Source organism: Streptacidiphilus sp. P02-A3a, assembly GCF_014084105.1.
Taxonomy (GTDB): Bacteria; Actinomycetota; Actinomycetes; order Streptomycetales; family Streptomycetaceae; genus Streptacidiphilus.
The window spans coordinates 2,140,252-2,166,288 of the sequence record NZ_CP048289.1 but is presented as its reverse complement, the minus strand read 5'-3'; the positions used below and the strand labels follow the sequence as shown (position 1 = coordinate 2,166,288).

Annotated in this window: 12 protein-coding genes; 10 read left to right on the top strand and 2 right to left on the bottom strand. The window is 73.9% G+C overall.

Features of this window, described 5'->3' with window-relative positions:
• The first annotated feature begins 3 nt into the window (after positions 1-3).
• The 9 genes from GXP74_RS09685 (at position 4) to GXP74_RS09655 (ending at position 23,184) form a co-directional block, all read left to right on the top strand.
• Positions 4-1,557: a PD-(D/E)XK nuclease family protein gene (locus GXP74_RS09685; protein WP_182451082.1), complete on the top strand. Its 1,554-nt coding sequence runs from the start codon at positions 4-6 to the stop codon at positions 1,555-1,557.
• The gene (locus tag GXP74_RS09680; protein ID WP_182451081.1) at positions 1,554-2,612 is read left to right on the top strand and encodes a hypothetical protein; all 1,059 of its coding nucleotides are present in this window, start codon (positions 1,554-1,556) and stop codon (positions 2,610-2,612) included. The genes GXP74_RS09685 and GXP74_RS09680 overlap by 4 nt, the downstream gene beginning before the upstream one ends.
• Complete coding sequence (locus tag GXP74_RS40210) at positions 2,605-3,855, top strand: hypothetical protein (protein WP_225447824.1); 1,251 nt, start codon at positions 2,605-2,607, stop codon at positions 3,853-3,855. The genes GXP74_RS09680 and GXP74_RS40210 overlap by 8 nt, the downstream gene beginning before the upstream one ends.
• Positions 3,747-6,161 carry a hypothetical protein gene (locus tag GXP74_RS09675; protein ID WP_225447823.1) on the top strand — a complete coding sequence of 805 codons (2,415 nt, stop codon included), beginning with the start codon at positions 3,747-3,749 and terminating at the stop codon, positions 6,159-6,161. Before GXP74_RS40210 ends, GXP74_RS09675 begins: the two co-directional genes overlap by 109 nt.
• Positions 6,149-8,821 carry a pPIWI_RE module domain-containing protein gene (locus GXP74_RS09670; protein WP_182451080.1) on the top strand — a complete coding sequence of 891 codons (2,673 nt, stop codon included), beginning with the start codon at positions 6,149-6,151 and terminating at the stop codon, positions 8,819-8,821. The genes GXP74_RS09675 and GXP74_RS09670 overlap by 13 nt, the downstream gene beginning before the upstream one ends.
• A 176-nt stretch (positions 8,822-8,997) precedes the next feature.
• Positions 8,998-14,907, top strand: a complete 5,910-nt coding sequence (locus GXP74_RS09665) for a DEAD/DEAH box helicase (RefSeq protein WP_182451079.1) — start codon at positions 8,998-9,000, stop codon at positions 14,905-14,907.
• Positions 14,904-16,829 (top strand): hypothetical protein, encoded by a 1,926-nt coding sequence (locus GXP74_RS09660; RefSeq protein WP_225447822.1) that lies wholly within the window; start codon positions 14,904-14,906, stop codon positions 16,827-16,829. The genes GXP74_RS09665 and GXP74_RS09660 overlap by 4 nt, the downstream gene beginning before the upstream one ends.
• A complete protein-coding gene (locus GXP74_RS40205) occupies positions 16,826-17,194 on the top strand; it encodes a hypothetical protein (protein WP_225447821.1) in 369 nt (122 codons plus the stop codon). The genes GXP74_RS09660 and GXP74_RS40205 overlap by 4 nt, the downstream gene beginning before the upstream one ends.
• A gap of 53 nt (positions 17,195-17,247) precedes the next feature.
• On the top strand, positions 17,248-23,184 hold the full coding sequence (locus GXP74_RS09655; RefSeq protein ID WP_182451078.1) for a hypothetical protein: 5,937 nt from the start codon (positions 17,248-17,250) through the stop codon (positions 23,182-23,184).
• A gap of 28 nt (positions 23,185-23,212) precedes the next feature.
• Here the strand turns inward: GXP74_RS09655 and GXP74_RS09650 are convergent, their stop codons facing one another.
• Entirely contained in the window at positions 23,213-24,262 is a 1,050-nt protein-coding gene (locus tag GXP74_RS09650) for an MsnO8 family LLM class oxidoreductase (RefSeq protein WP_182451076.1), read from the bottom strand.
• Between the two features lie 107 nt (positions 24,263-24,369).
• Between GXP74_RS09650 and GXP74_RS09645 the strand changes: the two genes are divergently transcribed.
• Entirely contained in the window at positions 24,370-24,882 is a 513-nt protein-coding gene (locus tag GXP74_RS09645) for a hypothetical protein (RefSeq protein WP_182451075.1), read from the top strand.
• Positions 24,883-24,923: 41 nt separating this feature from the next.
• Here GXP74_RS09645 and GXP74_RS09640 read toward each other — a convergent pair whose 3' ends face one another.
• Positions 24,924-26,018 (bottom strand): PP2C family protein-serine/threonine phosphatase, encoded by a 1,095-nt coding sequence (locus GXP74_RS09640; RefSeq protein WP_182451073.1) that lies wholly within the window; start codon positions 26,016-26,018, stop codon positions 24,924-24,926.
• Positions 26,019-26,037 lie beyond the last annotated feature (19 nt).

The window sequence follows — 26,037 nt, the reverse complement described above, 5'->3', positions numbered from 1 at the left end:
AGTATGGCAGGGAGTTGGCCGCCGGACGGGCTGGTCGGCGATTCCTCCGGCGTCCGGATGACCCTCGGCATGTTCGGCCCGGAGCAGTACCACTGCCCGGTGTCCGACCTGCTCAAGGCCAGCGGGCTCCGTCCGCGTCGGCAGCCGGGCCGGAAGCCCGAGGCGCTGGAGACGTTCCTGAACGGGCCGTTCATGGATCAGGCCGATGTGCTTGAGCGGCGCCGGGGCGCGTTGCGCGGCGGGCGGCGGCGTCCGGTCCACGACGGCGTGCGGCAGTGGACCTCGCACGCGCTGCGCATGTACGCCGAAGCCTTCCCGGACCACTCCGGGCTCCACCCCGCCCCCGCGCCCTGGGTCTACCAGTACCGCGGACCGGCACCCGACGGCTCGGGCACGCTGGACTACCGGATCAGTGCCTGGGGCCGTTGCTTCGAATCCGCCGACGGGCGTCGCCGCGAGCTGCGGCTGCCGGTCAAGCGGCTCCGGGCCCGGACCCCGGTGGAGCGCGCCATCGCCGCCCTGGTTGCCGCCGAGGGATCGTCGGACCCACGGGTCGAGCGGGTCAGGGTGGTCCAGTTCGCGCTCGCCGACGCTCAGGTCGACACCCTCTTCGAGGGCACCCGGTCGGAGGCCGTCGCCGCCCACCGCGCCGACGGCGCCCCGGCTGTGCGGGCGTTGCTGGGCTCCCGGGAGTACCGGCCCGGCGCGGCCTGCGCCGGCTGCGCCATCGCCCCGGTGTGCCCGGGCCTGGAGCGGACCGACGGCCTGCTCGGCGTCGCCGACCGGAGCCGCCCGCGCCGTACCTGGTCCTCGACCACGGCCCGGGCGCACCGTAGTTGCCCCGCCCGCGGCTACCTGCGCGGTCTGCGGCTCCCGGTCGACGACAGCCTGGAGCGGGGAGCCGCCGCCGAGCGGGGACGGGCGATCCACGCGTTCCTGGCGGCTCGGCACGGTCGTCGGCCGTGCGCCCCGTGCCAGGTCGAGATCCCGGACGACTGGGTACCCGAGGGCTTCCGGCTCCCGGTCGAGGAGCGCCGGCTCGGTGCGCTGCTGCTGCGCCACCATGCCGAGGTCTGCCCGTTGCGCGTCGTCGGAGCGGATCCAGGGCTGCGGATCGAGCCGAAACTCGCGTTCGACGACACCGCCGCCGACCTGGTCGTGCTGGCCGAGCCCGACCTGCTCTACCAGGACCGCGACGGGATCACGGTCTGGCGGGAGACGAAGACGTCCGGCAGTGACCGAAGCTGTCGTGACCTCTTCGGCTGGTACCCGCAACTCGCCCTGGCGGTGCGGATCATCGGCGCCGGCATCCTCCGCGGCGGGTCGGCCGGCGGCCGGGTCGAACTGGAGGTACTACAGCCCGGCGGCGTCGACCTGCACATCCTCGACCCGTTCCAGCCCGACACCCGTGCCGCCGCCGAGGCGGCCCTGCGGGAACAGGTGGCGACCTGGCACTCCGAGGACGCCTTCGAGGCGGTTCCGGGCCCGGAATGCGCGGGTTGCGAGGTCGCCCGCTGGTGCTCGGCCCGGCAGCCCGAGGCGGAGGCCGCACCGTGACCGCGAGCCCGCCGCCGGACACCGGCCCGCTCACCGCGGTCGCCCGGGGAGTGGTCGGCCTGGCAGACGCCGCCCAGTCGTCCGGCTTCCGCCTGCCGTACCCGCCGAGTCTCCAACTCGCCCTGGACCGAGTGGTCCTGGACGGGCTCAGCCGCCGGGTCGCGGTGCCCCGCGGGGTACCGGAGCTGCTGGTCTGGTGTCGCGAACGGGAGCCGCGGGAGTGGCTGCCGGTCCCCCCGGGCTTCCTCACGGACGGCTCCCGGCTGATCAGTCGGACCGCGATCGAGCCGACCCGGACCTGCGCCGAGCTGGCCTCGCTCGGTCCGGACGGCGTCCTGGAGCAGGAGGCGGAATCCCTCATGGCGAAGCTCGCCGACAGCTGCGGCAGCATCCCCAGGTTCGCCCAGTGCCGCGACTTCCTGATCCACCGTCCGGTCGTGCTCCGATTCGACCCGACGGAGATGCTGCAACCGTCCCGGGCCCAGGCCTGGCGACTGGTCAAGGACCTCTACAAGCCGGTGCCGGATCACTTCCCGGCCGAGGGACTCGTGCACAGCTGCTCCGGCTGCGGGCTCCTCGCCAAGGCCGACACGGCGGACGGCCCCTGGTGCGAGGGCGGCTGTGCCTCGGAGGACCGCAAGCTCGACGTCTCGCACCAGCCCGGCCAGGCGCTGGCGCTGACGCGAGCGCTGCGGCTGTTCGTAGCCCTCCCCGGCCGTACCGAGCTTGAGGTCCGGTCCCGTCTCGGGCCACGGTCCGGCCCCTTCTCGGTGGACCTCGGTGTGCACCAGATCCCGGGCCCCGGCCGGTCACCGCGCGCCTACCTGGTGTACGACCGGGCGCAGCCGGTGCCGGCCGCGCTGCGGGCGGCCGAGGTGGCCGAGCGGTTCGGCGGGCACCTCGACGTGGTCGTTCCGGACCGCGGGGCGGCGGACCGGACGTACCGGCGCGCCTTCGACCGGGCGCTGCCGGGCGGCGCCCAGGTGCGGCTGTGGTCCGTCAGCGAGTTCGTCACCCATGAGTCGGCCGACAAAACCAGGAGCGAGCATGCGTAGCAGTACCGAGTCCCTGGCCCCACTGATCGATCAACTATCGATGGCCGCACCGGAGTTGCGCAGGCCACGGCTACAGTTCCTGTGCGAGGTCGAACTCGGGCTGCACCTCCAGGAGCGCTTCGCGCGCGGCGAGGCGGCCGCCGAGGCGTGGCCCCTCTTCAGCGGATATCCGTTCGCCCGTGCCTGGGGCGCGGTCAGCCGGGCGGAGGAGCGGACGCTCCGCACTGCCCGGTACACCATGTGGATCTGGGGGCGGCGGCTTGCCTGGCGCGAGGCGTTGGACGACTACCAGCGGCTGGACCGCCAGTTACGGGCCTACGACGTCACGGATCCCGAGCGCCCCGCCGTCCGCCGCCCCGCGCTGTCCGTCGCGCCGAACCGCTGGGAGGCCTACGACCGGCTGCTCCAGTTCGCCCCGGTCTTCGCCGGGCAGCCCCTGGAGGTCGCGGGCGCCGGGCGGCACGCCTTCCCGACCGGTCGGCAGCTGACCAGTGTCACCCTCCCGAAGTTCGCGCTGCCACCCCCGGAACGCCACGACCTGGACGTGCTCCCGACGAACAACGGCGCGCCGCTCGCCTTCGAGCGGGCCGAACTGCTCGACACGGTGGCCTTCATGGACTCGCGGAACTTCGAGAACTGGGTCGGCCGGTTGGCGGCCATCCACCTGTTCACCGACCGCGACGGCCGGTTCCAGCCCTCCGACCGGCTCGAAGTGGCCCGGATCCAGCACCTCCTGGGCATCGTCGGGGTCGGCAAGAGCACGCTGCGGGACATCCTGGCGGTCCATGCGGCCCGCCAGGGCCTGCGGGTCACCGTGGTCGTCGGGGACGTGGCCGAGCAGCTCAAGCTGGTCCAGCGGTACAACACCTACGTACCCGGCTCGGCTGCTCCGGTGATCGGCGCCTCCAATCGGCAGCAGCACGCCGAACGGCTCCATCGGCGGCTCACCGGCCGGGGGCGACGCAACCTGCTCGCCCACGACGATTCCGGGTTCGACTACCTCAGCACCTCGTGCGCGGTGAACGCGCTGCTCCACGACGAGGGCCAACTCGACGACATCCCACTCGACTTCAGCGAGGCCCCGTGCTCCCGGCTGCGCGCTCCGCAGCGCCGCCGCGACCCACTGGACGAGGCGTGGCGGCAGGAGAAACTGGCCTGTCCCCTCTGGTCGGGCTGCCACGCCACCACGGCGCCAGGGCCCTCGTCGGGGCGACCGTATGGGTCGCCACCATCGCCAGCCTGATCGACTCGACGGTGCCGCACCCGCAGAACCACGAGCGGCTCCGCTATCTCGAACTCGCCTGCCGGAGAAGCGATCTGGTCATCGTCGACGAGGCGGACCGGGTCCAGATGCAGCTCGACCGGATGTTCGCCCCAGCTGTGCCACTGATCGCGGACCAGTCCGACAGCCGTTCCTTCCTCTACGACGTCAACCAGCACCGGCTCCGGGAGCTGGCCGGGGCCGGACAGATCCAGCTGTCCAACCGGGACGTGGAGAACTGGTCCGCCGCCGTGAACACGACGCAGACGGCCGCCGACCGGCTGGTCGCCATGCTGGTGCGCGACGTCGACCTGCGTACCTGGGTCCGCACCGGGTACTTCAGTGCCTGGACCCTCCAGCTCCGGTTGCTGGAGGAGCGCTACCCGCTCCCCGGGGAGCCCGACGCTGACGCCGCGGAGCCTGCCGAGGACCCGTACCGGGAGCGGCGGCAGCGGCTCATCGAGATCCTGGACGCCTTCCGTGACAACGCCTTCGGCGACCGGCGCCCGCCCGGCCCCGAGGGCGCGCGGCTCACCAGCCTGCTCGGCGAACTCCTGCACACCACCTACCGCGAGAACACCCGCGGCCGACTGAAGGCGACCCTGTGCGACCTGTTCGACCTCCATTCCCTGCTGGAGCCCACGGAGGCCGGACGCGAGCGCTACCAACGGCTGCGCGGACAGGCGAACGGCGGACCGGAGAAGCCCGCGAGGAGCACCCGCGGCGGTGGCGGCGCGGCCAGGCGCAGGCGCCGGGAGCGGCTGCCGCAGGAGCCGGAGGACTGGCTGGAACTGCTGCTGAACCGCTTCGAGTTCACCCTCCTGCTGAGCGCGCTGGAACCTCGGCTCGCGCTGGTCAACGCCATGTGGCCGCGCGTCGCGGCGGCGCTCAAGCTGGGTTTCAACGAGATGTACCGCCGCCCGCTGGACTACGGACCGATGGTGCCCGAGGCCCCCATGGGCAACGTCATCGGTTTCCAGTTCCTGATGGACGGCCCGGACCCGGGCGGGGTCCGCAGCGGAGAGCTGCGCTTCTTCCGGTGCAGCGGGGTCGGCCGGGAGCTGCTCCGGGCGATGCCGGACCTGCCGACGGTGGACGGCCGCCCCGGCACCAACGTGCTGCTGATGTCGGGCAGCAGCTGGGCCGGCCGTTCCAGCCGCTACCACCTGCGGGTTCCGGTCGGTGCCATCATCGAGCCGGACCGCCAGGGACTGGACCGGATCGCCGAACTGAGCGAGTTCCGGCTGGAGTTCACCCGCGAGGCCTGCGACTGCCGGACCTTCTGCCGGTGCGAGTCCGTCAATGAGGCGCTACGGCTCTCCGGCGAACCCCTCGACCAGCGGCCCGACGTGCTGCGCCGGATGGTCACCGTCCTCGGACGCAACGACCACGGGACGAGCCGGCTCCAGGAGGAGCTGATGCTCCTGCCGGAGACCCGTCGGCACATCCTGCTGCTCGTCGGGAGCTACGAGGAGGCCGCGCTGGTGGCGGACGCCCTGCACACCCTCAACAGCCGGTGGCGGGGCCGGGTCCGGCGCCTGGTTCCGGACGACGATCCCGACGCCGGTGCCTGGGCGGAGCAGGACGAGAACCACGCACCGGTGCTGCGCCGGGGCGATGTCGAGACGCTCTCCTCGACCGGGGCCGAGCTCCTGGTGGCCCCGCTGCTGGCCGTCGAGCGGGGACACAACATCCTCGACATCGACCGGCAGTACGCGGCCATCGGGTCCGTCTACTTCCTCGCCCGGCCCAACCCCCGCCCCGACGACCTCGGTCTCGCCGTGCACGCGATCAACGACTGGATCGTCCGGGCCATGGACAGCGGGGAGTTCGCGGGCTGGGTCCGCCAGGGAACCACGCTCGGCCAGGGCGCCCGCACGGTACGCGACCTCGCCCGCTCCGAATGGTTCGCGGTCCTCGCCCGGAGCCTGGCCTGGAGCCGGCTGAGTGACAAGGACCGGTCGCAGGTCACCTGGGACCTCCTGGTGCTCATCTGGCAGGTGATCGGCCGTTCCGTCCGGGGCGCCGTCCCCACCCGGGTCGCCTTCGTCGACGCCGCCTTCGCGCCCCGGCTCGCCACCGGTGGTCCGTCCGACGAACCGGACACCGCGCAGACCAGCCTGCTCCACAGCATCCACGCCACGCTCAGGCCCTACTTCACCGCGGGCACCGCCCTCCCGGCGGTCGACCGCCACATCGTCCAGGCGCTGTACCGACCCATGTGGTCGGCACTCGACCGGTGCCTGAGCGCCATCGAAACCGAGAGGAACACCGCATGTACCACGTGATCAGCACCACCACCTACGAGCCGGACCCGAACGCCGGGCCCTGGATCGAGCCCTACCGGGTGATGGACTTCCCCGAGGAGTGGCTCGCGGAGTTCACCGACCTCTACCGGCGGCGCTGGCGCCGCCGCGAGCAGCCGGTCGGCCTGCCGGTCCGGAAGCTGAACGAGCTGCTCCGGGCGACGGCCCCGGGCCTGGTGGCCACCGGCCCGGGCGTCGGCGGCGGCGGACTGCCCTGGTTCTACGCCTCGCAGGAGATGCCCGCCGAGTTGGTCGGCCCGCTGCTGGCCTCCTGGGTGATGACCCTGCCGCCCGTCGACGACGGCGACGCCGAACGCCTGGCCGACCACCGCGCCGCGTTGGACCGGGCGCTGGCCCTGATCGACAAGCACAGCCCGCGGTGGCGGTCCGAGTCCGTCGATCTCACCACCACCCAGCTGTCCCGCGGCGGTACCGCCCAGCCCGACCGCAGGCTCTACCACCTGCTGCCCGAGCAGATCGGAGCCAGGCTCACCGCGCGTCCGCTGCGGCTGGGCGGCGTCGACCTGTCCTTCCGGCTCGTCACCCGTGACCAGGGCGTCGAGCTGGTGAGCTGGCCGCCGCGCCAGTACACCCGCGGGAAGCTCACCTGGCACTACTCGGCGCTGGTGACCGTCACCCTGCAGACGGTGCCGTTCGCCTCCGGCCCCCGCGTGCACGTCGAGTACGGGATCCGCCGGTGGGCGGCGGGCTCCTCGGTCTGGCTGCCACCGGGGCGCGGTGCCACCGTGCTGCTCGACACGCCCCTGCCGTGGCCCGGCGACCACGGCCCGCGACGGCGCCTCAGCGTGAACACGCTTGCCTTCAGCCGGAGCCTCGGCAGGGCCGCCTGGCGTCGGCACAGCCTGGTCGAGCTGCTGCCGGAGCTCGACGTGCTGCGTGCCTACCCGGAGCCGACCGAGCTGATCACCGACCCGGCCGCCTGGCTCGACGGCCGGAACGGCGTGGCGGCCGGTGTGGTCCACAGCACCGCCATGGGCAGGCACGGGGTCGGCGCCGGGCTGATGCCGCTGGAACGGTCGCTGATCGACGGCTGGGTGGAGGCGTGCCTGGCACCGGTGTTCCGCCGGGTGCCCGACCTGGAGCGGGCGCACCGGCGCTCCACCCCCGTGCTGCTGCCCACTGCCCGGGCGAAGGACCCGCAGCTGAGGGACGCCCGCGCGCAGCAGCGCGTCGAGGCGCGCCGGGCCGCGGTACGCGCCGCCCTGGACGGCGAGCCGCTGCTGGTGGACGTGCTCTGGCAGACCGAGGAGACCAGGGACGAGCTGGTCGCCGCACTGCGTGAGTGGCTCGGACTGCCGGGCGTCGGTGAGGCCCGGGACGCGTACGAGTGGAAGGTCGGCGGTCTGCGCGTGGTCGTGCGGTCGCGCCCGCTCGGCGGTCTGGGCGCGGCGCTGGTGATCGACGCGGAACCCGGCCGGTCCCGGTCCCAGGCGTCGTCCACGGCGATCCGCGACCGGGCCGACCAGGTGGCCGGCCACCTCGGCTCCGGCCGGGACCGGCTGGGGCTGGCCCTCGTGGAGACCCTGGGATCGTGCCGCTTCGAGGCGGCCCCCGAGACCGACCCCAAGCCGGCGCTCCGCCACGGCTGCGCCGGAGCCCGTCGGGTCAGCCAGTTCATCGTCGTCCCGGAGGACTCGGAAGCCCCCGCCTCGCTCCGGGCCCGTTCCGCGGTGGCCGACGGGATGCGCCACCTCGGTGCCGTGGTCCCGCCGGAGCAGCGGCTGGACCAGCGGCTGGCGGACGACCTCCAGTACGTCGCGCTCTGGCAGGTCCGGCGGCACGCCACCGGGCCGACCCACCCGGCCGGTCGGCACCTGGTCGCCCTGCGGATCCGCCCCCAGGACCCGGTGCACCCGGTACGCGGCTGGGACGACGAGCTGAAGCAGTGGGTGCCGTACGGCGACTTCCTGCTCGGGCTCGCGGCGGCCGGTGCCGACGCGGGCACCCGTCGCACCGCCCCGACCAGCGCGGAGCGGCGGGAGGACACCGAGCGCCGGATCAGGTCCCTGCTGTTCCAGGTGCGGGAGCGGCCGACCCTGCTGCTGGTGAACAGCGGCAACCTGCGCGACGCCTGGCCGGGACTGGGCAACGGCCAGCTGGAGAAGGACAGGGTGGCCTTCCACGGCCGGTCACCGGTCCAGGTGGCCCTGCACGGACCGAACCTCCGGGTGGTGCTGCTGCGTGACGCGAACAACCGGGGCGAGACGCCCCAGTGGTACGCGCCCAGCCCGACCGAGGAGGAACCCCCGGGCTTCTCCGCCGGGCTGTGGGCGCCCCAGGGCGCGGGCGCGGACCAGCGGGTGTTCCTCAGCACCGTCGGCAAGCCGCCGACCGCCGGATCGGTCCGACGCGACCTGCGCAAGCTGGTTCCGGACCAGGCCTGGCCGCACGGGCCGGCAGCCACCGCCTGGAACCCGCAGGCGCTGGAGCTGACGGTGCTGGGCTGCCTCTCGCCCTCCGTCCTGGAGGCGAGCGGGCGCACCGGTGTCGAGCCGGACCTGCCGGCGGTGATCGCCGCCGCCGCCCACCAGCTGCGGTTCCACGACGAGTACCACCCGCTCTCCCGGCCGCTCCCGCTCCACCTGGCCAAGCTGGCGGAGGAGTACATCCTGCCGCTCTGAGCACGGCACCCATCCGGACCAGTCTGACTTATCCACCGTTCCACCACCTGGACCGGTCTCTGTGACTAGGATGCTGGCTACTCGAAACGTCCTACACGGCAAGCAAGTTCGGCGGGCTGACACCGTACCGGGCGGGCACGGCAGCAGGGGATCACATTCCCTGGGGGAGCACACGATTGGGTGACGATTCGCGGGTTTCCGCCGCAGTCCGACAGATCGCGGTGCTGGCCGGGGAGTTCCCGGACGGAGTGGTGCCCGACGCGTTGGCGGCCCTCGCGACCGACCGCCATCCGGGCCTTCCGCGGGTCCGGGCGCTCAAGCTCGTGGAGCAGGCCGTCGCCGCCGGACTCCTCGCCCCGCGCGACGGGCGGCTGGTCACCGCCGGTACGCCGGAGCAGAGCCACCACGGGGCAGGCGATGTGGATCCCCCGTCCGCCGCACGGCGGGCGGGGCTCCGCGTCGTCTCGATCGACCTGGAGAGCGTGGTCACCGCCATCCACGCGGAGCCGTACCTGCGACGCCACGTCTACCAGGCGGCGGCGGTGCGGTTCGGAACGGACCAGGACTGGACCGACGCCGCCGAGAGGTGGCAGCGCTACCTGCGACTCGACTGCGACATATCGGAGGTCAGAGACCCGTCGGTCCGCGAGCGGATACGGACCGGCGGTGTCCCGGCCGCTCTGGCGTGGCAGGAGCTGCGCGCGTTCCTCGCCGGAGCGGACATCGTGGTGGCCTACAACGGGACCGGCCTGGACTTCCCCCTCGTCCAGGAGTCCGCCCGGCGCGCGGAGTGCGACGATCCGCTGGCCGGCCTCCGGACCGCGGACGCGCTCTACCTGGCGCACGCGATCTGGCCCACCGCCCCCTCCCACCGGCTGCACGCCCTGGCCGCCGCGACGGGCGCGGCCACCACCGGGCTGCGCCCGCACACGGCGCCGGACGACGCCGAACTCCTCGTCGGTCTGCTGGCCCGCGCGGCCGTGGAGGTCCGGGGCTGGAACGAGGAGCTGCGCGGCCTGGTCCGGGCCGTCTGCGGCGACTCCCCCGCGTGGCGCGTGCTCTTCGAGCTCGCGGCGGCCGGGCCCGACACCGACACCGTCGCCTGGGACCAGAACCGGGTGGCGCGGCTGATCAGCGCCGGACTCGCCCACCACATCCCCCGCAGGGACGCCCAGGAGCAGCAGCGGGGCCGCGGCGCGGTCCGGCTCCAGGAGGCGCTGCTCGGCCCCGACGGCCGAGTCGATCCGGCCGAGCTCGCCGCCGCCGTCCACGGGAGCAGGGCGGAACCGCGGGACGCCCAGGGGCTCATGGCGGCCACGCTGCACGACTGGACCCGCTCCGGGGTCTCCGGTCTGCTTGAGGCTCCCACCGGGACGGGTAAGAGCTACGCGGTCCTGGCCGCCGCACTCGACTGGCTCGCGGGCGATCCCGGGCGCACCGCGGTCATCGCCACGTTCACCAAGCAGTTGCAGAGTCAGCTGGCACAGGACCTCAAGGACCTCGAAGCCGCCCTCCCCGGGCTCCTCCAGCTCAGCGACCTGGTGAAGGGCCGCTCCAACCGGCTCTCGCTGGCGGCGCTGACCGCCGCGCTGGCGCAGGCCGCGCAGGGCCGGTCCGAGTCGCGCGGTCGGCCCCGCCCGGTGGACCGGCGCGGGTTCCGGGAACTCGCCGTGTACCTGCTGCTGCGCCTGGGCGCCGCCACCGAGCCGCCGCTCTCCTGGACGGCCAGGTCAGTGGACCCGGTGGACCTTCCGGCGTTCTTCTCCGAGTACACCAACCGCGCCCTCGGGCCGTGGCTGGAGTCGCTGTCCCAGCGCGACGGCGACTACGGCCCCAGCGAGCGCAGCCTGATCGCCGCGCACACCGACACCGTGCGCGAGGCGATGACCGGTCATCGGCTGCTCCTGGCGAACCACGCGCTGGCGCTGTCCCATCTCGACGACCTCCAGGCGCTCGGCCGGGACACCCTGCTGATCGTCGACGAGGCCCACGAGTTGGAGAACGCCGCCACCTCGGCGCTGACCGCGGCCGTCGACTACCAGGCCCTGGAGGAACTGTTCTCCGAGTGCACCGCCTGGCTTTCCGACGCCCGGGCCGGGGCGGCCAGGGACCGGGCCGCCGACGCCGTCGCCGCCCTGGAGACCCTGCTCGACGGGGAACAGCTGCCGAGGCTCGCAGCCCGGGCCTTCGACGCCCGGGCGCGCGGGGTCGGGGTCCTGATCGGCAGCCGCAGCGCGGTGCTGGCGAGCCCCTACGCGGGCACGTCCGGCAGCGCGGAGGCCCGCGCCTGCCAGCGCCTGTGCACCGAGTTCGCCCGGGCGGTCGGCTCGGTGTCCGCCCTGCTCGTCCGCTACACCGTCGAGCAGGGCGAGGTGCTCGACGGCTTACTGAAGGAGCGGGTGCTCGCGCTCGCGCGCCGTGCCGAGGACACCGCGACCACCCTGGTCCGCCTCACCGAGGACCTCGGCGCGCTGCTGTCCGGGGCCGTGACCCTGGACGAGACCACCGGCGGGCCGCCCTCCCGGGTGGTCTTCCTGGAGGAGCTCGCCGAACCCCGGCCCGGTCTGCGCTCGTACCGGTTCCGGATCGCGGCCAGCCCGATCGACCTGCCCGAGGACCCGGAGTGGCTCCGCTTCCTGCAGTTGCTGCCACGGGTGCACTACGTCTCGGCGACCCTGCGGGTCTCCGGGACCTGGGACTTCATCCGCACCCGGCTCGGACTGCCCGCGACCATGCCGGTGCTCGCCCTTGACTCGCCGTTCGACCTGGCCGCCCAGGCCGAACTGGTCTGCTTCTCCGACTTCCCCTCCTGGGCGGAACAGGAGGAGGGCGCGATGCGGACGGTCGCCCACCAACTGGCCGGCTACGCCGCGGAGACGGTCCGCCCGCGCGCGGACGGCAACGGACACGACGGCGGCGCCATGGTGCTCACCACGGCGCGGCGGACCGCCGCGGGAGTCGGCGAGTTCCTGGAGCAGGAGCTCCGTGGCCGCGGCCTCACGGCTCCGACGGTCAACGCCCTGGTCCTGGGCAACGGCAGGGCCCTCACCGAATTCACCGGCCTCGACGAGGGCGGCGGCTTCCTGGTGGGCACCAAGGGGTTGTGGCAGGGCGTCGACGTGAAGGACGAGCGGCGGCTGCGGCTGGTCTGGATCAACAAGCTCCCGTTCGCGCCCTTCGCCGCACCGGTGGTCGAGGCCCGCCGCGCGGCAGTCCGGCAACGCGCGGCAGCGGCCGGGGATCCGGACCCGGAGGGCGTCGCCACCGAGGCCTACTACCTGCCGCTGGCAGCGATCCAGTTACGCCAGGCCGTCGGTCGGCTCATCCGGTCCGACCGCCATCGCGGGGTCGTCGTGATCAGCGACCGCAAACTCGGCGGGAGCACCGCGCTGCGCCGCGCCTACCGGAAGGCCTTCCTCGGCAGTCTGGACGAGGGCCTGCTGCGTCCCGACCCGGTCACGGGTGAACCGGGAGGCGGCAATGTGACCACCATGGCCGAAGGCTGGCGGCGGATCTGGCAGTCGCTGTCCGCGGCCGGGCTGCTCGCACCGGACCGGGCGGCAGAGCTCTGCGCGCCGAAGGAACTGGAGCGCCACACCCTGCTGCCGTTCACCCGCCGGATCCGCGAACTCGCCCTCACCGCCGAGGAGGCCGCCCGGTTGCGGGAGGACGGCCGACTCGTGCCGACCGTCCTGGACCGGGCGGCCGAGGTCGGTCGCCTGCTCCGGTTCGACGACCGGCCCGCACCGCTCAAACCCGCGCAGCAGCGGGTGATCACCGCCGCCGCCGAGGGGCGGAACGTCCTCGGGCTGCTGCCCACCGGCTTCGGCAAGAGCTTCACCTTCCAACTGCCCGCACTGGTACTGCCCGGCATCACCATCGTGGTCAGCCCGCTCGTCGCGCTCATCCACGACCAGGCCCTGGAGCTCAACCGCTCGATCGGCGGCGCCGTGCGGGCGCTCATCTCGCCGCTGCGGGAGTCGAGCAGCCGGGCCGGCAAGACCGAGGTGGCCGACCAGCTGCTGGGTCGCGCCGACCACGGCATCAAGCTGGTCTACGTCAGCCCGGAACGCCTGTGCCAGCGGCGGTTCCGGGAACTCGTCCGCCAGGCCGTGGCGGCGGGCCGGGTCACCCGTATCGCCGTCGACGAGGCCCACACCGTGGCGCAGTGGGAGGACTTCCGCCCCAGCATGCGGCGGCTGGGCCGGTTCCTGGCCGAGCTGCGCCGGGACCACGCCCTGCCGGTCACCGCGGTGACCGCCACCGCCAACCGCGCGGTGCACACCACCCTGCGGGAGGTGCTGTTCGGCACCGCGCCCGAGCCACCGGCCGTCGGCTCGGCCGAGGAGCAGGCCGAGCCGCGGCGACCGGTCGACCGCGGCGGACTGGTGACGGTCAGGGAGAACCCGATCCGCCCGGAGCTGGCGATCTTCCGACGCACGTTCCGGCGGGGTGGTACCGCCGAGGTCGCCGGCCTGGCCGAACGGGTGGTGGACGCGGCTGACGGCCACGCGATCCTCTACTGCCTCACCGTCAAGGAGGTCAACGCCCTCCACGCCCACCTGCGTGAGTACGTCGGCGATTCCGGCAGACGCGTCCTGCGGTTCCACGGGCGGCTCTCCGAAGCCGAGAAGGCCGCCGTGATGACCGAGTTCCGCGAGGCCCCCCGTCACGGCGAGGAGGGCTTCGCCCCGGTCGTCATCGTGGCCACCTCCGCCTTCGGGCTCGGCGTGAACCGGCCCGACATCCGTACGGTCTTCTGCGTGTCCCCGCCCACCGACCTGGCCGCCCTGTACCAGCAGATCGGCCGGGCCGGGCGCGACGCCGCCAACCCCGGCTCCGGGGCCGGGGACGAGGTGGCGAACACCGCCCTGGCGCTGGCCACCGGCAGGGGCCTGCGCACCGTCCGGTTCATGACCGCCCAGGACCTCTCGCCGTCGCTGCTCCGGCGCATGGGCCGGACCGTCCTGCGCCAACGGGGCAGCCTCGATCCGGTCGCGCTGGCGGAGGAGCTGGTGGCGGAGGACCTCGCCGCCGGGCTGCTCGACGAGGAGGAGGTCCGCAAGGGCCACGTCACCGACCGGTACTCCGGCGGCGTGATGCGGGCGTTCAGCGCGCTGGCCGATCTGGGAGCCGTCGTCGACCTCGGCGACTTCCCGCCGGTCTGCGCGGTCAAGGCAGGCGAGGGACCCCCCACCGGCGAAGGCCCCGAACCGGCGGACCGCGACGACGCCGTGGAGCACGCGATCATCAAGAACACCCTGTCCCTGCCGGATCGTTCGCGGCTGCGCGTGGACACCCTGCACACCCACCTGCTGCGGAGCGTCCAGGGCTACCAGGAGGTCGCCGACAGCCCCGCCGCCGGCTGGGAGATCCTCGCCGACCTGCACGACCGGGGGCTGCTCGACGTGTCCGCCGCGCCCAGCCGACGGCTGGTCACCGGCATCCGGGTCGTCGACGAGCGGCTGCCCGAGGGCTTCCTCCCGCTGGTCTCCCGCCGCGCCCAGCTGGCCCGCGAGGAACTCGCGCTGCTCAAGGCGTTCTTCGACGAACCCGCGGTGTGCGCCCAACGGAAGTTCGCCGACTACTTCGGCGTCGCCGATCTGCCACCGGGATGTTGCGGCACCGCGCGGTGCCGCTGCTCGGCCTGCTGGGCCGTCCCCGACTGGCCGAAGGAGCAGCGCCGCCCGACCGTCGCGCAGGCCTTCGAGAGCCCGGATCCACGCGCCGGTGGCGGCACCGACGACGCCCTGCGCGAGCAGCGGATCGACCACCGGGCCTACCGTCTGGCCCGCCGGATGAGCCACGGGGTGCACGCCCGCTCACTGTGGCGGGCCCTGCGCGGCGAGGAGGCGTCGTACGACCCGGTCAACCGGCGCCAGGTGCCGCTGCCCCGGGCACTGCGCGACAGCCCGCACTTCGGCGGGCACGCCGGCCTCCCCTACTCCGAGCTGGAACGGAGCGTGCGGCGGCTGGTCGCGGCGGGCGCGCTGGTCGCCACCGTGAACGGCCGGTGGCGGGCGACCCGGGTGCCCCTGGCCGTCCTGGACACGGACCGAGACAGCCGACACGAGGAGCGCGCGTGACCTTGGCACCAACCGAACCGTCCGGAGTCTGGCGCCCGTACCTCGACGACCCGCTGCTCACCCCAGCCGTCGCGGTCGGCCCCGACGCACTGACGGCGTCGGAGTACGACCGACTCCGCCGGTACCTCTCGGCGCTCGTCGGCGCCCGGCGGGGACCGGTGCACACGGCGGTGGCGTTCAACGCCGTCTACTTCGGCTACGACCTCGACGGCCAGGGGTACGGCGGCAGCCCGCTGGACCCGGACGCCTTCCCGGTCGTCGCCTTCGGCGAGTGCGTCCCCGCGGTACCGGTCGGGGCGATGGTCCGGATCGCCACCGGTTCGCAGCCGCTCTACGCCGAGGTCGTCTACAAGGAAGGCCGCCACTGCGCCACCGGCGAGCTGGGCGAGGTCCCGGGGTGGGTTTCCGGAGCACCGGCCGGCGCCGGTCCCGCCGGTACCGTACCGGGCCCCGACGCCTCCCCGGTGCGGCGGGAACTCCTGGTGCCGGACGTCCACGCCTTCGGCGACGCGCTCAGGCTCACCGACGCCCAACTCGGCCGCCTGCGATTCCAACAGCGCTGGATCGACCGGAACGGCCACGTGGTCATGGACGCGCGCTACGCGTCGCCCGGGGCAGCCGAACAGGATGCCCTGTCCGCCTACGCGCGCTACCTGCTGCGCGAGGCCCGTGCGCTGCTGCTGAGCCCGGCGGTGCCGGTCTCGGTCCTCGATCTCGCGGGCACCGACGACGACGAGCTCCTCCACGGCGCCCTGGTGCAGCTCCTCCGGACCATCGGGTCTGTACTGAACTCCTGCGAGGAGCTGCGGTGCTGGGGGGCCTACGCGGTGGACCGGCGATCCCTGGCGGCGACCTGGCAGGAGGACGGTCCGCTCGGCCGCGGCGACATGAGCAGACTGGCCACCTCGCTGCAACTCGTCGGCCAGGACACCGGTCGGCGCCGCCACGGCATGCCGACCACCACCACCGTCTACACCGCGATCGGCCCCTGGCTGAGCACCGTCACCGGGGCCGCGCCGCTGCTCACCGGGGTCGACTACGCGGCGGCCGTCTGCCGGGCCAACCTCGCCGTCGCCGACGTCGTCCGCGGGGAGAGCAAGGAGGGGCTGTTCGACAACGGCACCCGGGTCAGCCTCGACGACCTGATCGAGGGCGGTGGCATCTGGCGGTCGCACCGGCCGGGTGCGGAGGAGGCCGAGGGCGACCCGCTCACCCCGTCCGGACTGGGCTGGCGCGCCGTGTCCCGGGCACCCGCTCCGCCGGTCCGGCCGCTGCCTGACCCGCGGCCCGTCGACGCACCGCTCGGCGCCGTCAGCCAGGCGGCGGACCTGCTTCAGGTGTCGGACAGCGAGATCGCCTGGCGACTGCCGCTGCGGCTGGTCCACCTCATGAACGGGTCCCTGCCGCTGCCCCCGCTCCTCACCGACGAGCTCCGGACCGCCCTGCGGCGCGGCGGCGGCCACCCCCGCCTCGAACTCAACCACCAGGGCGGGGAGCTCGACGAGGACCAGCGGGTCCAGGACGTGCTGCCCGAACTCGACGGCTCCCCCGCCCGCCTGTCGGGCATCGACTGGCCGCTGACCTTCTTCCCCGGCATCGAGCTGCTGCTCCAGTGGCCACGCGGCGGGCGGGTGGTCCGGGCCACCAGCAGACTGCTGGAGGCACCCGTCGTCGTTGACGGCGTCGAGATCCGCCACCGCTACTCCAAGGAGATCCTCACCCGGGACAACGCCCCGGGAAGCTCCCGGAGCACCGACTCGCCCGTCGGCCTCGACGAGCGGGACCTGGTCATGCGCGTCGTCCGCCGCTGCGGGCTGCTCACCGTGGACGGGCACGCGCTGCTCGACCGGTCCGTCCTGCCCGGAACGGTGTACGGACCGCCACCCGCCCCCACCGGACGGCGGCGCTCGAAAAGGCCGTGACCGAGCTCATCGCCACCGGGCGCCTCCATCCGGCCGTCGGCAGCCGGGCCCCCGACGGCCGCCCGCGCTTCCCGGCCCGACCCGGCGAACCGCCGATCCCGCTGATCGGATACGTCCCAGCCGTCCGCGCCGCCCACCCGGCGCATCGCAGCGCGGGCAGCCGCCCGCTCACCGACCACGACCGGTCCCCGGAGCCGCAGACCTACCAGGTGCACGGGTTCCTCCGGCGGCTCGGCCCCGAAGCGGTGCCGAGCGAGGTCCAACGGGCCGCCTACCGCGGGCACTGCCGAAGGCTAGGCAAGGCCGACGGCTGGGAACTGCCCGCGGGCTACACCTTCGTCACCGAGCACACCCGGACGCGATGAGCCGCGTTCCCCTCGCCTTCCCTCACCACCCTCTCCCCCGAGCCGGAGCATGCATGGACGACAGATATGTGGCGCTGCCGAAACTCCCGCTGTCCCCACCAGGCATCGCGTTAGCGACGCTGCGCCCACTGGCGGACGCCCTGAACGCCCTCGGGTTCCCCGTCGCCGACGTGCTCGACGACGTGACCACCGGCATGGTCGAACTGGCCTTCAACTCGCTCACCCCGACCGAGCGACAGCGGCTGCTGGGCACCCTCGGCATCAAACTGGCCGCTCCCCGCCGAGCCGGCACGGCACTCTGCCGCGACCTGCTCTCCCGGCTACAGCGGGACGCCCGCCAACGGCGCTGCCACTGCTCCGCCAGGGCACTGACGCACCGGGTGATCCTCGACATCGGCGCCGCGGCGAACTTCTCCGCGGTCACCGAGGGGGTCGACCCGGTGGCCCGTTGGGGCGAGACGCTCGGCCGGCTCGCCATCCTGGCCTGGTGCAACGCCTCCGCCGCCGACGCGCGCGTCCTGGTGTGGGCCGCCGAGCGTGACTGGCTGGGGTACGCGGCGGAGCCACAGCTGCTGGACGCCGTACGGGAGGCCGCCGACCAGGTCATCGAGGCAAGCCCCGGTTTCACTCCGTACAACCCGCCGGACCAGCCGCTCCCGGACCCGCACGAGTTCACCGAGTCCGCCGCGCCCGGCTCCGCCAAGGAGGCAGACGTGGAAGCGGTCGCCGCCGCTGACGCTCCCCCTCAGCACGACGCACTGGACCTGGAGCACGCGCACCAGGCGCTGGAAGCAGCCTTTCAGGCAGCCCGGGAGGCCGCCCGCCGGATCGGGACGGCGCTGGAGGGCGGATACCCGCCCGCCGAGCGGGACACCCGGGCGCTCACCTCGCTGACCGGCGTCGTCCACCAGGTCCGGGACTGCCTGGCCGCGGCCGGCGTGCCGGACGCACCCGAGCAGCTGGCCGCCCTGGCCGAGAGCGTACGGTCGCATCTCGACGGGCGCCGCCGCGACCGCACGGTCCGGGCCGCCCTGCGGGAACTGCTGACCGTCACCTGCGCCGAGGGAAGCCCCGCGACCGCTGGGCTCGCAGCCGCCCAGGAGCTGGCCCGTGCCTGGTCCGACACGCCGCACTGGGATGACACCGGCTGGGCCGAGGCGACCGCCCTGGGCGCCCTGGTCGAGCTCGTCCGGCTCCGCGAGCAGCCGGACCCGCCGATGGCCCTCGCCGAGATCATGTCCCGTCAGCAGCAGGTCGGCATCACCCTGCCGACCTGCTCCGCCGCCGCCCTGCTGTACAAGGAGCTGTCGCTTCCCGGCCCGGACGCCACCACCGCTCCGCCACCGGCACCCGCACCGCCACCGCCACCCGCACCCGCACCGGCACCGGCACCGGCAGTGCAGCCGAAGGCCGAAGCCGAGCCGGTCCCCCCGCCCGGGGCCGGTACCCCGTCCGAGGCCACGCCGACCACCGCCGACCACGGCGACGAGGGGCCGGTGACGGAGCGTGCGGCCGAAGCCGACCCCCGGCCGGTCTCCGTACCCGCGGTCGAGCCCGCGGCCCCGGCCGCCGTTCCGGCCGCCGACAGCGCCCAGGTGGTGTCGACCATGGCCCGCCTGATCGCTGAACGCCGGTTCGGCCTCGCGTTCCACCTGGCCCGGGCCGCGGAGCGGCCCGAGTCGGAGCAGGCCGCGCTCCGCCTCGCCGCCGCCGGCGCGGTACTCGCCTCAGGAGCCGCCGGCAGCCCGCAGGCCTTCGTCAAGGCGCTCCAGTACTGCGAGGCCGTGGGCACGGAGGCGCTGGAGAACCACGAGCTGCTCGCTCTCCCCGCGCTGCTCCGCGCCTCACTGGCCACCGGCGAGTACGCGGCCGGGGCCCAGCTGAAGGCCCTGGCCGGGCGGCTGCCCAACGGCCTGGCGACGCTCGCCATCGCGGTCGCGGACCCCACGCTCAGCAGCGCCCTGGCGTTCACCAAGCCGCTGAGCGGTACCGCGGACGTGTCCGAGTCCGAGAACCGGCTCCGTGAGCTCGTCCAGCACGCTCGCGACCTGCTGAAGCCGCCGCGGCTCCGCTTCAACCGGGCCACCACCATCGCCAAGCGCTGGCTCGCCCCGGACGGCCTGCTCGGCTCGGTGCTGCACGCGCTGGTCGAGGACGTGCCGGAGGCCAAGACGAGGGCCCAGGAGGCCGTCGACCGGCTGTCCCGACTCACCGACATCCATTCGGAGATCGACCGGATGGACCGCGAACTCCGCGGTTCGAGCAGCCGGACGCTCCAGGGCTCGGGGCGCCAGGACCTGGTCCACCTGGTCGAGCGCACCACCGACTGCACCAAGTCCTGGATCGACGTCACCGAGGCCATCAAGCGCGGTCGGACCGCCGAGACCGACTGGGCCCGTCAGGAGACCGGAGACATGCGGCAGGCGCTCCTCTCCGGGCGGGAGCAGGCCCTGGCCGACCTCGACGCGGTCCAGGGCCGCTCACCCGATCCGCTGACCTCGGCCGCGGCGTGGGCGGCCCACGAGTCGCTGAGCAGCCTGCTGGGCGAGATCGAACAGGGACCGACCCGCCGACGCGACGTCCCCGGTCCGGACGCCCAGCGGCGGATCGACGCCGAGCTGCTCAAGATCCCCCTGGCCACCGGCGAGCAGCCGACGGTGGACGCCCTGCTCACCGCCCAGGACCGGACCTGGGAACAGGCCGTGGCGCTCCAGCAGGACCAGGACGTCTTCGGTGCGGCGCACCGCATCCTCGACCTCGCCGAGCAGGGCTCGCTGCCCGGCGAGCCGGTCTCCTTCCCCCCGTCGCGCCGCGCCGGGCTCCTGGAGACCGAGGACCGGCGGCGCCGGGAGCTGCTGGCGCGACACACCGACCTGGTCGCCGAACTCCGGCGGGCCCAGGCCGACGGCGCCCTCACCGACGACCAGGACCTCAGCCTCCAGGAGCTGCTGGCCGATGCGCAGCCGCACACCGAGGAGGGCGGCAGCCGCGAGCTGATCCTCGTCCGGCGCACCCTGGAACGGGTCGCGGAACTCCTCCCCCGGTACCGCAACGAGGCCGCCCAGCGACTCCGCTCCCGGCTGGACGCGCTCCCCGAGATCGGCGACGAGGACCGCGCGCAGGTACTGCGCCATCTGGAGGCCGACGGACTGGCCACCGCCGCCGACCTCGTCTACTTCCTCGAACTCGGTGAGCCCGTACCGGAGATCGTGTCCGGCGAGTCGCACCTCGCGAGCTTCTTCCCGGCCGTCCCGGACGGGCTCGGCCAGGGGATCACGGCCGAGCTGGTGCGATCGGTCCGCACCCGCGGCAGGCATCCGGAGCTCCCCGCGCTCGACTACACGCGGTTGTCCGCGGACGAGGCCGAACGCGCGGCCAAGGCACTGGAGACCTGGCGGGCGATCGGCACCACGCCCCCGGCCGGGCGCCGCAACGCCGAGCGGGAGATGCTGCTGCCGCTCAACCTGCTCGGCTACGAGGCCAAGCAGGCCATCGCGCTCGACAAGCTGCCGCGGACCGTCGAGTACCGCTTCGCGGACGTCCTCGACACCGAGATCAACGGCCGGGCCTGGGCGCCCGCGTTCGGCTCGAAGATCCTCGAACAGGCGGGACGGCTCCGGATCCTGATGATCTGGGGTCGGCCCTCGGCGCAACTGCTGCTCAGCCGGGTGGCCCAGGAGCCCAGCAAGGAGAGCCTGCTGGTCGCCTACTTCGGCACCCTCGACAGCAAGGCGCGCGCCGAACTCGCCGCCGCCTCAGTGGACATCGCACCGCTGATCGTCGTCGACGACGCCGCGCTGGCCTACCTCGCCGCCCAGGGCAACCGGCAGGTCAGCGTGGCGACCGCGACACTCCTGCCGTTCTCGGGAGTGAACCCCTACCTCAGGGAGAAGCGCGGACGCATCGACCGGGAGATGTTCTACGGCCGCGACGCCGAACGCAAGCGGATCCTCGACCCGGACGGCACCCAGATCATCTTCGGTGGACGCGGTCTGGGTAAGTCCGCCCTGCTCAACGACGCCGGTGACCGGTTCGCGGAGCAGCAGCCGGAGCACCACCAGAAGCTCTACCTCAATCTGGACCAGCACAACATCGGCAAGGGCACCGCGCTGAGCGCCGAAACGATCTGGAGCGTGCTGGAACGCGAGTTGACGGACCAGCAGGTTCTGGAGAAGGGCCGCCGCAAGGAGCTGGCCGAGGCCGAGACCGACCGCTACGAGCGCGTCCGCTCCGGCATCAAGAAGTGGCTCGACGCGGAACCCCGCCGACGGCTGCTGATCCTGATGGACGAGTGCGACCGGTTCTTCGAGGCCGACGTTCCGCACTGCACCGAGACCCGGCGGCTGCGCGGCCTGTGCACGGAGACGCCCGGCCGGATGAAGGTGGTCTTCGCGGGCCTGCACTCCGTGCAGCGGTTCACCCGGCTCGCCCGCAACGGGCCGTTCAGCCACCTGGCGCAGACGCCCACCGTCGTCGGCCCGCTGGCACCGCAGTTCGCGGCCGACCTGCTGGTCGACCCGATGCGGGCGCTCGGCTTCGACTTCGTCGACGTGGACGTGGTCAACCGGGTGCTGGGCTACTGCTCGTACCAGCCCTTCCTGCTCCAGATGTTCGGCAGCAGGCTGGTGGAGGTCATGCAGCAGCGTCGGCGGAACCGCGGCGACGCCGCGGGCCCGCCCTATGCCATCACCGTCACCGAGGTCGAGGCGGTCGAGTCGGACCCCTCGCTGCGGGCCGACATCACCGCGGCGTTCAAGGACACCCTCACCCTCGACGACCGGTACGACGTGATCGCCAACGTCCTCGCCTTCCACGCCCGGGACAACGGGCTGGAGACCCGGCTCAGCGACGCCGAGCTCCGGGACGAGTGCGCGAGCTGGTGGCGCGCGGGCTTCTCCGGCCTCGACAGCGAGGGTTTCCGTGCCTACCTGCAGGAAATGGTCGGCCTCGGCATCCTCGCCCCCAACCACGACGGACGAGGGTGGCACCTGCGCGGGCCGAACGCCCTGCGCATGATCGGCACCGCCCAGGAGGTGGAGCACCGGCTGCTCACCGCCGCGTCGGAGTGCGAGCTGGAGGAGACCATCGTCCTTGAGGGCCGCCCCGAGCTGCCCGACCGGCGGACCGCTCCGCTGACCGTCACCCAGGTCGACGACCTCCTGGCCGCGCGCGTCAACCAGACCAGGGTGGTCTTCGGCACCCCCGCCACCGGAATCGGCGATGTCGAGGGGACGCTCCGGTCCGTCACCGACCGGGTCGGCTACTGGGAGCTGCCGCTGATCGGGGGGCCGTCCGCGTTCAGGCAGGCCCTCACCGACGGTCGGCCCGGGGCCCGGCGGGTGATCGTGAGCGACCTGGCGAAGAAGCTGACCAGAGTCGACACCTGCCGGGAGTCCCTGGCACTCGCCCGGAAGCTGCTTCCGGAGCGGGCCGACGTCACCCGCGCCGTGGTATTGGTCCTCGGTCTCTATCAACTCCCGCTCTGGCGTGAACTGTTGACTGATCCGGAGGGCAGCGACTCGATCGCGGTCTTCCTCCAGCGGCACGACCAGCGCAGCCTGCGGGCCTGGGCGCAGCACACCGACCTCTTCACCGCGGAGCGGGTGACCCGGCTGCTGGAGCTCACCGGCGGCTGGCCCCTGCTGCTGGACCGGGCGATCAGCCTGCAGAGCAGCTCGGGGAACGAGGACGAAGCCCTGAACCTGCTCCGCGACGAGCTGCGGCAGAAGGCCTTCGCCGCGGAGTTCGTCGACAACTCCGGGCTCACCGCCGATCCGCTGGTCAGCAGGGGCTACCACGCCCTGTCCGAGGAATTCGGCACCGAGTGGACCGACGAGGGCTACGCGCTCACCGCGGTCGAGCTCGCGGGCCTGGACGCGCCCGACGCCGAGTGGGTGCTGACCTGCCTGGAAGCGCTCCAGGCCGTCGACCGGGACGGCGACCGGCTACGGCTGGAGCCGGTGCTGGAGACCTGCTGGTCACGCCGCTGACCGCGCCCCGCACCGGCGCGAGCGGGTTTCAGGTCGGGGGTCGCAGCGGTGGGGCCGCTCTGTTCGGGGTGAGGTCGAGCAGGGCGGCCAGGCGTTGGTAGGAGTCGAGGAGGGCGGTGCGGTCGTGGCCGCTGGTGGTGAGCAGGTACTCGTCCGCGCCGCTGCGGGACAGCAGGGCGGCCAGGGCGGGGGCCACCTGGTCCGCGGTGCCGTGCAGCTGGCCGCGCTGGGCCTCCTCGAAGAGGGAGCGTTCACGCGCGGTCATGGTCGCGGCGTCGGCCAGGACCGAGTCCAGCGGGGCGAGCGGCGGGAAGACGCCGTGGGTGCGGGCGTGGGCCGTGGCCCGGGCCTCGGGTAGCAGCAGGTCGCGGGCCCGCCCCGGGTCGGCCGCGACCGCCACCGCGCCGGACAGGACGACGTAGGGGCGCTCACCCCAGGCGGACGGGCGGAAGTCGGCGCGGTACCCCTCGACCGCCCGCAGCATCGCGTCCTCGCCCCGGACGGGGGCGATCACCAGCGGCAGCCCGGCCTCGGCGGCGACCCGGGCGCCGCTCCCGGTGGCCAGGACGAACACCGGCACCCGCAGGCCCTCGGCCGGATGGGCGTGGACCTGGGGGTGCGCGGTCTGGGTGCCGGTGAAGTAGCCGAGCAGTTCGGCGAGCTGACCGGGGAAGTCGTCGGCATCGCTCTTGTCGCGGCCGAGCGCCCGGCGGATCCCGTCGGTGAAGCCCACCGACCGGCCGAGCCCCATGTCGATCCGGCCGGGGAAGAGCGACTCCAGCACCCCGAACTGCTCAGCGACGACCAGCGGCCGGTGGTTGGGCAGCATCACCCCGCCGGTGCCGACCCGGATGGTCGAGGTCGCGGCGGCGACGGCGGCCGCGAGCACGGTCGGCGCGGACCCGGCGATACCGGGCACGCTGTGGTGCTCGGACACCCAGAAGCGGTGGTAGCCGAGCTCCTCGATCTGCTGGGCGAAGCGCACGGTGTCGCGCAGCGCCTGCGCGGCGGGCTGCCCCTGGCGGGTGCGGGAGCGGTCGAGTACGGAGAACCGGGTGGTCGCGGTGATCGGGCTCACCCCTGGTGCAACGCCCGCGCGGTGCCAAGATTCCCGGACGCCGCCCGGTGGGTGTGTCTGCCCCGGTGGGTGTGTCTGCCCCGGTGGGGGTGTCTAGGGTGGCCGGTGTGACCCGGACGACGAGTAGCGACAGCCGCCCCCTGGCCGTGTTCGACCTGGATGGCACCCTGGCCGAGACCGGCCACCGCCAGCGCTTCCTGGAGCGGCAGCCCCGGGACTGGAACGGCTTCTTCGCCGCGGCGGACCAGGACCAGCCGCTGGCGGAGGGGGTGCGGCTGGTCCTGGAGGCCGCCGTGACCTGCGAGGTGGTGTACCTGACCGGCCGTCCCGAGCGCTGCCGCCGGGCCACCCTGGCCTGGCTGGCCCGGCACGGCCTGCCCGAGGGACGCCTGCTGATGCGCGGCGACCACGACCGGCGCCCGGCCCGCGCCACCAAGCTGGAGGCCCTGCGCGGCCTCGGCCGGGGCCGGGAGGTCCGGATGCTGGTGGACGACGACGAACTGGTCTGCGACGCGGCCGAGCGGGCGGGGTTCCGCGTGGTCCGGGCGCGCTGGGCCAGCACCTCCCGGTCCGGGTCGACGGCCCTGCGGGACGCGCAGGAGCGCGAGGGCAGGACCTGAGCACAGCCCCGGGCCGACCGCTCCCACCGGCTCGCCCTCGCTCAGGGCCGCTCCCGGTGGACCGCCAGTACCGCGGCGTCGTCGTTCATGCCGCCCGGGACGTAGGCCCTGACGTCCGCGAGCAGCTCGTCCAGCAGCGGGGCCGGGTCCAGGCCGCCGATCCGCCGCAGCCGGTCCGCCAGCGGGTAGAACACCCCGGCCGCGTCCCTGGCCTCGGAGACGCCGTCGGTGTACAGCAGCAGGGTGTCGCCCGCGGCGAAGTCGAAGCGGCGCTCCTGGTAGGCCGTGCCGACGATGGCGTTCATGGCCAGCGGCGGCAGCCGCAGCGCCGGTTCGAGCGGGTACACCCCGGCGTCGCGGCACAGCAGCGGGTCGGGGTGGCCGCAGTTGACCATCCGCGCCGGTCCCTCCCGCTCCGGCAGGCCGAACAGGACGGCCGTGACGAACTCCTCGCTCTCCGGGCGACGGGCGAGCGCGGCGTCGATGCGTCCGGCGACCGCGGCCAGCTCCGGTTCGGAGCGGGCGGCGTCCCGGAACACGCCCAGCACGTCGGCCGCGGTCTCCACCGCGGGCAGTCCCTTGCCGCGCACGTCGCCGAGGATCAGCCGGGTGCCGTACGGCGTGGGGAGCACCTCGTACAGGTCCCCGCCGATCCGGGCCTCGGCCTCGGCGGCCAGGTAGCGCACCGCGATCCGCAGCGACCCGATCCGCTCCGGGACCGGCCGCAGCAGCGCCCGCTGCGCCGCCTCGGAGACGCTGCGCACCTGCGCCAGCTCCTGCTCGCGGGAGGCCACCAGCACCACGGCGGCGGCGCTGGTGCAGGTGATGGCGAGCACCGTGACCGCCGAGGTGATGTGCACCGCCAGCGGCACTCCCCCGTTCCTCAGGGCCAGCACGATCACGCCGACGAGCGCCAGCACCCCGGCGAACAGCGGTACCCGCGCCCGGCGGGTGCCGATGCTGGCCAGCACCGGCACCGCGGCCAGTACCGGGGAGAAGGTCGAGCGCGGGCCGGTGGACAGGTCGGCGGCGACGGCGGCGCCGAGCAGCAGGTAGGCACCGGCGAGGAACCCGCGCACCCGTCGGGACAGCAGGATCGGCGGCAGCCCCGTGAGTGGATCGGACGCGCCTGCCACGGTCGCTCCTCGGTTGCCG